This window comes from Pseudarthrobacter chlorophenolicus A6 (assembly GCF_000022025.1).
Lineage (GTDB): Bacteria > Actinomycetota > Actinomycetes > Actinomycetales > Micrococcaceae > Arthrobacter > Arthrobacter chlorophenolicus.
This window is the reverse complement of sequence record NC_011886.1, coordinates 3,292,420-3,304,442: the sequence shown is the minus strand read 5'-3', so window position 1 is coordinate 3,304,442 and position 12,023 is coordinate 3,292,420. Positions and strand designations below refer to the sequence as shown.

Sequence of the window (12,023 nt, the reverse complement as noted above, 5' to 3'; positions counted from 1 at the left end):
ACCCGCCCTACTGGAGGTCCGCTGCCGCAAGGTGGCGGGCCTCCAGTCGCTTAATCGCAAGGAAGGCCAGCCATGCCCCTGCCGCGGCCCCCGCGGTGTTTGTCGCCAGGTCCAGTCGGCTGGCGAAGCGGTCGTGGAGGAACAGGAGCTGGCCTAGTTCTATGCAGCCGGATACGAGCAAACCGAGGGCTGTGATTTGCCACCAGCGTTTTTCCGGAAATGAGAGCGCGCTGACGAACCCGACCGGGACGAACAGCATGACATTGGCGGTGGTTTCCACAAACTGGTAGTTGAACCAGCCGGGGATTCCATGGCGGTGAAGGAAGCTCAGAGTGTCGGCGAGAAGTCCCTGGACCGGGCGGTCGACCGGGGTTGGCCAGAACGCGATGAGCGCGAGGGGGATCAGCATGGCGGCGAGAATGGTCTGCCAGAATCGCCGGTTGCGTAGATGCTTCACGCGCCACGTTCCCATAGTTCTACTTGATACCACATGCATTAACGCAGAAGGTGGGTGGTCTCCGTTCAGGAGACCACCCACCTTCTTTGGTGCTATAGCTAACTGCCCTTAGGCAGCGGCTTCAGCCTTGGCGCGGCGGCGGACCACCACGACGGAGGTTGCACCGGCTGCCAGTGCGCCTGCACCAACCAGGGTCCAGAGGACCAGGCCGGAGTCAGCACCGGTGTTCGCGAGGCCTGCACCGGCGCCCGTGTTGGCCAGCGGAGCGCCGCCGGTGTTAGCCAATGAAGCAGCAACCGTCACCGTGACGGGTCCAACCGTGACGCCAGAGGTGTTACCAGTTGCCGTGATGGAGTAAGTACCGGCCTCGTTGAGAGCCAGCGGAACGGAAATCTTGCCTTGGGCGTCAGCAGTTGCGGTGAGCGTCTGCGGTGCCTGGAAGACGGGGATCTTAGCCGAAACTGCGGTGCCACCTGCGTTCGTGGCGCCGCCAGTGACGAGCGTAACTGTGATGGTCACGGTTTCCCCTGCAAGGAAGCCTTGGCCTGTGAAGGTGAAGGTTTCGCCTGGCGCGACACTACCGTCAGAAACGGCGGCCTGCGGCGGCAGGGCAGGGTAGGTGGTGGCCATTGAGGGAGCTGCTCCGACAAGAGCGATCGAACCAGCAAGTGCGAGTGTTGCGAGTGTTTTCTTCATGTGTGTCCCCCCGGAGACGTTTAAGTTTTGATACCCGATCTTGGGGAAGGCCCCCCTGCACGAGACCTGTGCAGAACTACGGATAGATATCCCGAGAAGAATCTATCATTGGCTCACGTTGCGAGCAATCTCAATCTACTCGGTTTACAAAGTATTAACGACTCGTCTCACTGCTGGCTACAAGCGGTGCTCTCTGTAGGGAGGATGACATCTTGGATGGGTTGAACCGACGGAGTTACTACTACGTTGGGTTCCATGTGCTGGACGATTCTTCCGAAACTGAACTCTAGGATTTTACTTTCACCGGGGGCCAGTGTGACTGCGTATATGCCCACGGGGCGAGTTGCGTGAAAGTGCGAGGCGAACGGGACACGCTGACCGTCCAGGTCCGTCGTCTCAATCATTGCCTGCGCAGGACCGTAAACCAATACATTCGTTTGAACGGAGCCCGCCGGAACTCCGAAATTGCCGTCTCCTGTCACGTAAGCGGGGAGTGAAGTGGCCGCATTGGCGGGAGCAGTGTTTGTACTGACCACACGCACGAGCGTGTGCTCGTACCCATCTTTCTCGCATTGTTTGACGAGTTGCACGCTGCGTTTCACGTAGTAATCCATTTTTGCGCCTGTACCATCGTTGAAGTAGACGCCGAATTGCGCAGGCGGAACGCTTGGACCTGTTACAGATCCGCCTACTTGATACCTCTCTATGATCGACTGTTCCTTCGATTTCGACGACCAAACAAGTACCCGCCCTTCCTGTGCGCCTTGGCTTAATCCGCTGACTAATCCCTTAGCTTCCGCTTTTCCGTTGGAGAGCGCGGAGAAGATCTCTCTGGCTACACCTGCGAAGTACGCATCCTGCAGTTTAGGTTGCTCGATCTTTGCATAGACGTCGGAAAGGAGCGTTTGGACGACGTTGTTGCCTGTGAGCTGTACGGGCAGTCCTAATGCCTTCACTTGTTGGAGTTCGGGTCCTGTAACCGATACAGGTCCTGTGGCCCGCAGAATGTAGCTTAGGACTACGGGATCAACGGATAGCACACCGTCGACGCGTTGGCCAGTCTTTCGTTCCCACATGCGTTGTGCTGTGGATGCGGCTGTAGGGAAGTCCGGGGTCAGGTTGACGTCCTGCATATATTTGCCCAAGCGCGTGGAAAAAATCTGTTCTTGTTGCGGATTTACAGGCAGGACCGGCGCCATGATGCCCAGATCTCCAGCACTACTCTGGGCGCCAAGTGAGAGCTTCCCCTTCTCGATGGTAAGAGCAGCCAACGCACCCGGAATACCTCCCGACGCTCGCGCTTCTGCGTTGTTCTGAATCATTAGCAGGTAGTGCCGTGTTTCCTGGGAACCAAGCATCTCTGGAAGAAGCCGTGCCGCGTCGGCCGACGCCGTGAGTGCGCCGGTGATGGAACTCAACTCAGCCCGAGAAGCCACTAAAGGTTCTGATATTTCGGGGAGGAGCCGGCTTGCATCTATAGCCTTCAGCCTCTCAGCTGAAGTTTGTACTGCGTAGGCGGCGTTAGTTGCGGTCGGGGAAACAGATTCAAGAGCGGCTAAGTCCGCCCCTGCACTGCTAGGAACCAGCCTGTCCCAATTCAGAGTCGTTGCTAGTCCCACGATTGGTTCGAGGCCTAGTCCGACTACGTCGTCGGCAGTGCGTGCCATTTCGCCGACAGCACTGAAGTTGGGCCCGACCCAGGGAACGGTTGAGGCAAGCGTCCACATGGGGTCGGAGACGGCCGAACGCGCCAATTGCGTCTTTTCACGCATCGACGAGGTCGTTGCGGCGGCTTGATCGGGTTCATTGGCCACCAGGTCGGCCTTCAGCTTTGGAACTAGATCGACTACGCCCTGTAGCTCGGCCTTAACCGTCGAGGCCCTGTAGGCCAACCATGCTGCTAAAGAGAGCAAGCAGATGACTGCGGCTACTAGAATCGCAACAGAAAGTTTCCACACTCGCCTCCTTCTTCTGAGGCGCTCATTGCGACTATTCGACTGCGCGTCAATTTGTTCACCAATCACGCTCTAGCTCGAATCACGCCTGGGCAAAAGCCGCCATGTAATTCACGTTCATTCGAACTTCTAAATTCAAGTCTCATTTTTCCTCAAATGGATTTAAGGCAAGGGGCTTCAGTAAGCGCCGGAACTTTGAAAGACAGCCCTCACTGTTCGGAGTAAAATAAGCAGATCTCCAGCAAGTGACCAGTTCTCTACGTAATAAAGGTCTAATCGAACTGAATCTTGCCAAGACAAATTTGAGCGTCCACTGACCTGCCAGAGGCCAGTCAAGCCAGGTTTAACAAGAAGCCTACGACGAACATCATGTTCGTATGCCTCAACTTCACTTGGCAGAGGAGGGCGGGGCCCCACCAAGCTCATGGATCCAGCGAAGATGTTGAACAACTGAGGTAGTTCATCGAGGCTAAATTTGCGGAGGGCCCTACCTGTTCGCGTGATCCGCGGGTCATCCTTCATTTTAAATAGGAGGCCGTTTCCTTCATTCTGGTCTATGAGGCTCTGCAACCTTTCTTCGGCGTCGACTACCATTGAACGGAATTTCAGCATTCGAAAAGGCAATCCTTCGATTCCCACCCTTTCTTGTCGAAAGAGAATAGGCCCCGGACTGTCCAACTTTACGATAAGAGCCAGAACAAGCATTAGGGGAGAAAACGCGATGATTAATAGACCAGAAACTAGGAGATCAAACAACCGCTTGGCGACCTGTTGTCCACCTTCTAGCGTCGGGGTTGTCACATGCATGAGTGGGAGCCCGGCAACTTGTTGCGTGTGAATTCTTGGACCAGCGATGTCTGTAAGGGCTGGCGCCATGATAAGACTTACATTCCGGGCCGCGAGTTCCCATCCCAAATGACGAAGAGTCTGAGGGTGGAGTTGGACTCCTGCGGAAACAGCAACGGCATCCGCCTTGCAGGCGTCAATAGCGTCCAGAATGGCTGAGGCGCTCGTTTGCTGTCCCAATATTTGGAGACCAGAATCCGGTTCGATCTTGAGACTTTCGTGCAATCCTGGTGAGTAGGCCGCAACTGGTAAGTATCCCGCGTGCTTCGCCCCATTTAATGAGGATGCGAGGTGTGCTATGGCTCCTGGGCCACCCAGCAATAGGAGCCGAGACATGCTCCGTCCCTTCTGGCGGTCCACATTCAGATGCTGCCGAAGTAGCCAACGCGCCAACAGAAGACCTCCGAGGCCGACAGGTAAGGCGATGCCGACGTAGCCACGGGCAGTGTCGATCCGCAATGCATAAGAGACGATAGCGAGGAGACCAAATAGCCAAAGTGAGGCGGCGGCGACGCGCTTATACTCGTCCGGTCCAGCTCCCAGGATGCGGCTCTGCCGGCTGCTCCATGCACCCAACATTAACCACCAAGTCGCCCCCAACAGCGCCGAGAGCCATACGTAGCTGATCTCTTGACCTTCAACGACAAAGCCTGGCTCCACGCCGAATCGCACTATGTAAGCGCCGACAACCGCCCAAGCTATTACTAAAGCATCTACAGTCCCAAGAAGTCGTGACGTACGTCCGCGCCAATCATCCTTCCCTCGCACAAGGCCCCCAATTCTAATACTTCGATATTTGACTCAGCTAGAGCATTTATAGCCGCTATTGCTAGGGCGGCTGCACCCAAACGGGCAAATGCCGTGAGGGGGCCCAACACGTTCCAATTCCATCTGTTCAGCTGGAGGGTTTGCCGAGTGAACTCAGTCTTTACTCGTTCTCGACGCTGCTTGGAAAACGCATAGCTGAGCGTTCGGGCGAGGCGTACGACGTCTTTCTGCCGCCGGTATCCTCGTACGCGTAATACGTGTACGCGTAGGCATCGGGTCCCTTATTTGGCAAGAGGTTCATCACCACGCCCAGGACATCGGCGTCCACCATCTCCAGTGCCGCGATTGACTTCTGTAAGTCACTCGACTTGACGCGCGAGGACCCTACCACGAGAACGACTCCACCCACCTGCTGCGAGAGTACTGCTGCATCAGTCACCGGCAGCAGTGGCGGAGCATCAATGATCACCGCGTCGAAAGTGTCCTCCAACGACCTAATCAATTCCTTCATTGACGCAGAACCGAGAAGCTCACTTGGATTCGGCGGGATTTGGCCGGACGTGAGCACAAAAAGATCATCGTCGCCCCAACGTTGTACCAAATCTCCAAGAGGGGCTGCCCCAATGAGGGCAGTAGTTAGCCCAGCGTTGCGGTCCAATCCCAAGTAGTCATCCACCCGGGGTCGGCGCAGATCGGCGTCTACCAAGACAACCGACTGACCCGCCTGAGCCAGAGCTATTGCCAAATTCGTTGCAGTAGTTGTCTTTCCTTCGCCAGGCAGCGAGGAGGTAATTAGGATAGCTTTCGATTCGTGGCTGACATGAGCGAATTGCAGGTTCGTTCTGATCTGCCGGAAAGACTCTGCTCGCGGGCTGTGAGCCAATACCTGGGTCAACAACGGCTTTCTCTTAGCATCGCTGTCGAACGAGATACCGCCCAAAATTGGAGCCTGGGTAACGCGCCGAATGTCAGACTCTCCACGAACCCTTGTGTCCATTAAGGCCCGTAGTGCGGTTGTCACGAGACCTACGATCAGCCCCAAAATCAGCCCCATTGCAATATTTAGCCGTGTGTTCGGGGCCGATGGCAGAGGGGGAGCGCTGGCAGGTGTTACCACCGACAGCTTCACAGGAGAGGGCTTGCCTTCCGTTGCACCTTCTAGAGTGTTTATCACGTCCACAAGGCTATTTGCAGTTGCCTGTGCTATCGCGGCGGCCTGGACGGGAGATGAATCTGAAGCAGTAATGGAGACCAGTACAGTCTTCAAGTCCGCGGAAGCCTGAATATTCTTGCTCAGTTCGGCAGGAGAAACGGTCAGACCCAAGCTGTCGATCACCGGTTGAAGGACAATCGGTGTGCCAACCGTCTCTACGTAAGACTGAACGCGGGATTGACTGAAATTGTTGCCCTGTTGAAGGTCCGCTGCAGTGCCGGTGCTCTGAATGGCGACGAACAAACGCGTTTGGGCCGTGTAAGTAGGCTTGATGGCAAGAGACGCAGCAGCTGCGACCAGCAACCCTAAAATCGTGCAGGCCACCAGAATCATCCAGTTGCGACGCAGTATGCGAAGGTAGTCGCTTAACTCCAAAATTGATGCCTTTCTAGTGGCGCGCATGGGTGTGCACGACGAAGCGGTCCTATCCTACCGTTGCCGGCGACGATTGACTCGATGATCACCTCGGAGGTGAGTGAAATGTCAATGCGGATCGTCCGCGGTCGCGCGCCTACGGTGATCATTCCCTTATTCTGCTTTTTATTTGTGCGATCGCTTCGTCTTGTTCCGCGATTCGCATTTTGCGAAGTCCTTCCATGCGGTTAGCCAAGTACGGTAGGTTCATGAATGCATGGCTGACCTGCTCGGCAATTGAGTCGGCCTTCGGAGCGGCGTAAAGCGCGGCATCGCCAAAGTACTCTCTGAGAACCTTGGTCGGCGTGGTTACAAGGGGGGTGCCGGCTGCCAGGGCCTCGTAGCCGGCCGATTGCATAGTGTCCTCAGCAGTGGTCGCAGCCAAGACAACAGAAGCGTTCGCACGGAGCCCGCTGTACTCTTCCTTGGAAACGAAACCAGTTAGGATCAAGTTCTTGGGTGCAGAAGCTGCCACTGATTGTGGCGCTTTACCGGTGAGGACCCACGTCAGCTGGGGTGTAATCCTTGCTGCTTCAAGAATTTCGTCAATAGGTTCGTCGTAAGCAAATGCGAGTGGTACCAGGACGAACGAAAGTCCGTCGCGAACCATAGTGGGCGCCTCACTGACCTTGGCGAAGTCAAATTCTGTTAGGTAACCGTGGCTGACGACAACCGGGACGTCGGAACTGCGGCACAACTCGGCCAATGCTTCGTTGGGCACAACTGCGAAGCCGCGCTTGCGCAACATTGCCAGCACCAATGGTGCGGCCCATTTCCACCGCGGGTCTCGAAAAGTTCCGGTGTGCAAATCGCCGATGAGAGTCGTCCGCCGATTTGTGTGGAGATAAGCGCAAGCTAGAGACAAAACCGGGGGCTGCATGACGAGAACCGCGTCGGCATCCGTTGCTAGAAGCCGCCAAGTGGCAATCCACTGTCGGAAGTATCTAACGGGAAGAAAGCGTGCATTGCTGCGGACGAACGTCGGTTCGACGCCAAGAGCACCAGCAAGCTCGGCGCTTCGCCGGTGATGATCGACCCAGCTGACTGAAAGAACCTTCTCAGTTCTTATCATGATATTTTTGGCCTCCAAGACTTGTCGAACGACAATAACAAAGTTGCGTGCAGCATTTAACGGCCACTAAATAACCGACGAATCGAGTCGGCAAAGTCATGCCTTCGGGGAATGACCAGCTCGAATGGAATCCGAAGGGCGCATACTAAAATGACGAGAAGTGTAAAGTAGCTTATTGACGACGCCACCGCAGCGCCGACGGCGCCATAAATTGGACCAAGAACGTAAAGCAATGCTATGCCGAGAATGAGCGAAGATATCTGGGCAACTGACATCACAGTCCCCCTACCCGCTGCTCCTAAAGCCATCGAGCAAACATAAGCGGTCATCATTCCAGCTGTCCCCAAGAGACTGACAAAGGCAATGGGCACTGAAGATGCATATTCCTCACCGAACAGTACCGGCAACCCGAAATAGATTGCTATTGCCATTAGGGGAATGCTCATAAGGGCGAGCGCTGATGCTGACCGCAGTGCTGCTGCCTGCAGATCCCTTCGGTTGATCCCCTCTGCCCTTGCAATTGGACGGAAGAACGACGCACCAAGTGCTTGGCCAAAGCTGAGTGGGACCGCTGCCACCGTGACAGCAACCGAGTAGATGCCCGCCTGGAACGAGCCGATTAGAGGAAGAACCAGAACCTGGTCTAAGCGGCTAGATGCCGCCTCTGCGATCGAACTACCGGCGAATCGGACTGCATTCTTCATTAGCGATGCAAGCGGTACATGCGGACCCAAGACGGACGTTCGAGTTAAATAAACGCCAACTATGAATGTCGTCGTTGTTCCGCAAAGGCTTGCAATGAGAACCGTTGCCGGAGAGGCAATCCTGAGAAGAGATAGTGCGATAACTATGATGACGTAAATTCCGGGTTGAGCCAGCTGCATGACCATAACACCCCGGTACCGCTCATGCGCGACCAAGACGCTGACATCGCAGCTCCAACTCATCATAAGAGGGCTTAGGCTCACTCCGATGATGGCCACCATCCGCGTAGTGGGATCGAGCTCTAGAAAAATGGTCTGTCCGAAAACGATAGCCGCGGCTATGCTCAAAGGAAGTGCCAGGATACAAAGAATTCTTGCAGCCCTTAGAACTCGTTTGGCGTCTGATGTAGCGGAAAGGCGCCGCACCTCCATCGGAATACCTATAGCCAATAGAATTGGCGTTATGTAAAAGAGAGCGATCGCGGCCGCAGTGTCGCCTCGCCCTTCGGGCCCAATAGCGCGGGCGACTATGGGGGCACTGATCAAGGCAAGGGCCGAAGCTCCTAGCCTCCCGAATACTAAGAGTGAGGGAGAATCGCGTCTTAGAAGTTGAAGCAGTTTTCGGATCCAATTCACGCCTGTTCTGCCCTAATGCTTGCAAGGATCCTCGATGCCGTTATGGGGTCCTGCGACCACGGATTCAATTCGAGAAGTTGCCTTCGTTCGTTTTCAGTTAGTCGCAATGAAATTTGGCGAGCGGGGCTTCCTACGACAACAGCGAAGTCGGGGACGTCCTTCGTCACAATCGAGCCTGCTCCAACAACGGCGCCATGTCCGACGCGCTTACATCCCGGAAGGAGAACGGTGTTTGCTCCGATCCAAACGTCATCGCCGATGTGGCAGGAGCCTCTCGCCACATCAGACGTTTTAGAAACGAGTCCCAGTTTGGGGTTGTACCAGAATGGGTGCATCACGAGATTTTGGGTAGGATGAGCGGCGCCAAATCTACGCACGTTCGGGCCGATTGAAACGTAGTTTCCGATAAAAGTATTCGCATCAGCCATACCAGGTGTAAGAAGAGAACCATATGAGTACCGGCCGACCTGAACGCCGTGGCGCTGTTGAAGTATGGTGCGAAGAGTTAAGGAATAGAGTTGGCCACCTTCAATCCTCGTGCAAAACCTAAGCAGTGAAGACTTGAAGGGCATGCGTGCGTAGTGGCGAGTAAGAAGCTTACCTACTAGAGAATGGCGCATTTTCATCTTTGCTTAACTGCTGGCTTTCTACTCCGAATCTCTGAACCTGTGTGCTGGAACGTCGAGCGGCAGCTGGCGGGACGGAGAGAATTGAACTGGCGTACAAGCTGGATGCGAGCCAATCGCGTCACAGGCGCCAGCCTGCTAGCGAAAAATACACTTGCTGGAAGACTCTTTGCCGCGGCCGCGGCAGTGAAATCAGCCATTGGACTGTCTGTAGTGGCCTTAGATGCAAGTGGTTGACTCCAACCAGCTTTGTTACTAACTCCCTCCGATCTTGGCTCGGTAAGTTCACTCACCGATTCGGTCCCATCCGCCGAATGGTTCGACGATAGGTTCCGAGAAGGGACTTCGCAGAGTTCGGCATGTCGCTTAACGCCAAACGGCCCAATTTGTATCCTCGGTAGCGGGGCACAGCTTTTCCTCCCAGCCGGCGTCCGATGAGGCGGGCTAATAGGGTGTTCTTCCTAGTGACCTGAAGGGGCTGAATTGCCGCAACTTTTCGTAGGTCAAGTGGACTCAGGCTAACAATTCCGGCAGCAGCCGCTTCTTGTAGGAGTTCTTCCCCGCGACGCGTCCGAGCTATGACGACAGAGGTTCCTTCGGCATCTGTGAAGACCGGGAACCCTTTTGCATCAGCGTGCCAATAATCGCCGACCGCGATATCAGCATGTCCACCTGTCCCGTCAACGCATAACTTGCACCGCCATTGAAGGTTGCGGCCCAGATGACCGCCCCAAGACTCCTGGTAGGACATTTCGCGATCAGTTCCGTCAACGAGCCCGATACGGAAGTCCCCTGGCCACCCGTTTCCGCGATAGTCCAAAGTGCCAACGCTCTCCTCTTCCACGCCCAGTTTACGAATGAGGCCTTCCGTAGCATTTTGGCTTGGTGTCCCGGCGCAGAAAAACGATAGAACGATAGGCCTTGATTCGTCGGACACACCTGCCATATCGAAGAGTTGCTTGGCCGCGGAAGCCTCACAGGGTTTACCGACAAACGCGTTGTCGGCCCCGTCGGTCTTAAGCAGAGGGAGGTTAGCTACGGGTGCGTATCTGGAGCCCGCTGAGCGAAGGGCATCCTCGCGCGAGGTTATCGAAACCGGAACGGTGCGAGTAGGTCTCACCGCATCCCGAGCGCTGCCGATGACTCGTCCGGTCTTATCGGAGTCAATGAGCCAAGCAGACAGGGCCGTTAGAACTCCGGCGCTGCTACCTGTTCTTCGCACGGTTTCGTCGATTGCCCGACCTTCCCAGGAAGAGAAGTACTTTCCAAACGTCGGATGGTGAGAAAGCGTGGGATCGGTTCTTTCGGTCACGGATATTCCAGGGCACATTCTTTCGAAGACCCGAGTCATGTCTGGACTCGAATCAACGAAATCCTTACGGAAAACCGGACGCATGAAACCGTCGGAGTCAAGTTCCATTTCGATGTTCGAAGCAAGTAGGGCACAACCGCCACAGCCCGTGCAGTTGCCGTTCCGTACAACTTTGTCGACGGCGGTGCGTAAGTCTTTGCTGCTCATGCGGCCTCTTGTAAATTCGGTTGAAGTGCCTCTACTGCTAACTCGAGGCGTTCGGTTGTCTGCGATAGTACGGTCTGCACCTTCTGGCTCCACTGTTCGTCGGTGATTGCTCTGAGCAAGGCCAACGTGGTGCCTGCAGGATCGCGCGCCTCCTTCAGATCCACCGAGATGTCCCAGCCGATGTCGGCTAGCAGTGGAGCAAACTTGCGGGAGTAGGCCCATGGGATGGCCGGAGTGCCAACCGAGAGAGCATTCAAGCACGCGTGCATCCTGGAGCCGATGACAAGTTGGGCAGAGCTAACGTACTCCCGTACTTGACCAAGGGAGTCTGGTATCAGAACTTCGTTCACAAGGTCATCGCTAGTCACCAATTGCCGGATCGCTGCGGCATCGTCAACAACACTAGGATCGTTAACAACGTGTGCAAGTAAAGAAACCGTCCTCCCCTCTGATTCAAGGAGTGCAATGAGCTTCCGAATTGAGCTTTTGTAGTCTTCAGAATTTACGTGTTCGTTTCCAAACCAAAGTAGGCCCGACACATTTAAGACTATGTCACGGCATTTTTCTGTCTGCACGGAGGGTAAAGCGAAAACAACATCCGTAGCTCTCGCGTCCACAGCACGGCCCAACATAGCGGCATAGTTTGCGCTGGCCGTGTCTCGAGTAATTACGACGCGTGCTTCCCGCAGCATTCGCTTGGCTAAGAAGCGTCCTATGGAAGTGGTGAATGGCCCTATGGTTTGTGGTCCCATAAATATGGGAATGTTCAATCGGCGGGCAACAAAGTGTGTATAAACCATGAACGACAATCTCTTGAAGCCGTATATATCCGCAAAGCTATCGCCGGCCCCGGTGTGGAGGATGGCATCATATTGCCTCAGGTGGTCCTTAATTGGACCTCTACGCCGGCCAAAATCGCGGATGATAGAACGAGTACCAAAAGAAACGCCCGAATCTCCTGGCCCAAAGTCTTGATAGTCGATTTTACTCGAATGCCCCCATGCCCTGCGTGCAACCTCCGCCATGCCCTGGGCGAGCACTCTTACGCCCAGATTGGCAGATTGATTGTCGGCCCAAAGTACTAAGACTTTTTTGGTCACGATATTCCCCTATTTCC

General features: G+C 55.2%; 10 protein-coding genes. All 10 read right to left on the bottom strand.

All coding sequences use genetic code 11. The annotated features are described in order from the left end of the window. Positions 1 to 7 precede the first annotated feature (7 nt). A complete protein-coding gene (locus ACHL_RS14840; RefSeq protein ID WP_015938109.1) occupies positions 8 to 472 on the bottom strand; it encodes a VanZ family protein in 465 nt (154 codons plus the stop codon). Positions 473 to 565: 93 nt separating this feature from the next. Next, positions 566 to 1,153, bottom strand: coding sequence for an LPXTG cell wall anchor domain-containing protein (locus ACHL_RS14835; RefSeq protein WP_015938108.1), 588 nt, complete (start codon positions 1,151 to 1,153; stop codon positions 566 to 568). Positions 1,154 to 1,320: 167 nt separating this feature from the next. Next, entirely contained in the window at positions 1,321 to 3,111 is a 1,791-nt protein-coding gene (locus ACHL_RS23845; protein WP_015938107.1) for a DUF4012 domain-containing protein, read from the bottom strand. Between the two features lie 174 nt (positions 3,112 to 3,285). After that, positions 3,286 to 4,722, bottom strand: a complete 1,437-nt coding sequence (locus ACHL_RS23840) for a sugar transferase (RefSeq protein WP_015938106.1) — start codon at positions 4,720 to 4,722, stop codon at positions 3,286 to 3,288. A gap of 160 nt (positions 4,723 to 4,882) precedes the next feature. Beyond that, the gene (locus tag ACHL_RS14830; RefSeq protein WP_139187405.1) at positions 4,883 to 6,310 is read right to left on the bottom strand and encodes a polysaccharide biosynthesis tyrosine autokinase; all 1,428 of its coding nucleotides are present in this window, start codon (positions 6,308 to 6,310) and stop codon (positions 4,883 to 4,885) included. A gap of 145 nt (positions 6,311 to 6,455) precedes the next feature. Continuing rightward, positions 6,456 to 7,439, bottom strand: coding sequence for a glycosyltransferase (locus ACHL_RS14825; protein ID WP_167534776.1), 984 nt, complete (start codon positions 7,437 to 7,439; stop codon positions 6,456 to 6,458). A 38-nt stretch (positions 7,440 to 7,477) separates the two neighbouring features. Further along, complete coding sequence (locus ACHL_RS23835) at positions 7,478 to 8,761, bottom strand: oligosaccharide flippase family protein (RefSeq protein ID WP_139187408.1); 1,284 nt, start codon at positions 8,759 to 8,761, stop codon at positions 7,478 to 7,480. Beyond that, on the bottom strand, positions 8,758 to 9,096 hold the full coding sequence (locus tag ACHL_RS24950) for an LbetaH domain-containing protein (RefSeq protein ID WP_244266573.1): 339 nt from the start codon (positions 9,094 to 9,096) through the stop codon (positions 8,758 to 8,760). Before ACHL_RS24950 ends, ACHL_RS23835 begins: the two co-directional genes overlap by 4 nt. Positions 9,097 to 9,676: 580 nt before the next feature. After that, entirely contained in the window at positions 9,677 to 10,717 is a 1,041-nt protein-coding gene (locus ACHL_RS24945; protein WP_407681032.1) for a Coenzyme F420 hydrogenase/dehydrogenase, beta subunit C-terminal domain, read from the bottom strand. Between the two features lie 185 nt (positions 10,718 to 10,902). Then, the gene (locus ACHL_RS14820; protein ID WP_015938100.1) at positions 10,903 to 12,006 is read right to left on the bottom strand and encodes a polysaccharide pyruvyl transferase family protein; all 1,104 of its coding nucleotides are present in this window, start codon (positions 12,004 to 12,006) and stop codon (positions 10,903 to 10,905) included. Between the last annotated feature and the right edge of the window lie 17 nt (positions 12,007 to 12,023).

Coding starts and splice junctions, on each gene's coding strand:
- ACHL_RS24945 (WP_407681032.1), bottom strand. CDS start 10,717: ATGTGCCCTGGAATATCCGTGACCGAAAGAACCGATCCCACGCTTTCT.
- ACHL_RS14835 (WP_015938108.1), bottom strand. CDS start 1,153: ATGAAGAAAACACTCGCAACACTCGCACTTGCTGGTTCGATCGCTCTT.
- ACHL_RS24950 (WP_244266573.1), bottom strand. CDS start 9,096: ATGCACCCATTCTGGTACAACCCCAAACTGGGACTCGTTTCTAAAACG.
- ACHL_RS14840 (WP_015938109.1), bottom strand. CDS start 472: ATGGGAACGTGGCGCGTGAAGCATCTACGCAACCGGCGATTCTGGCAG.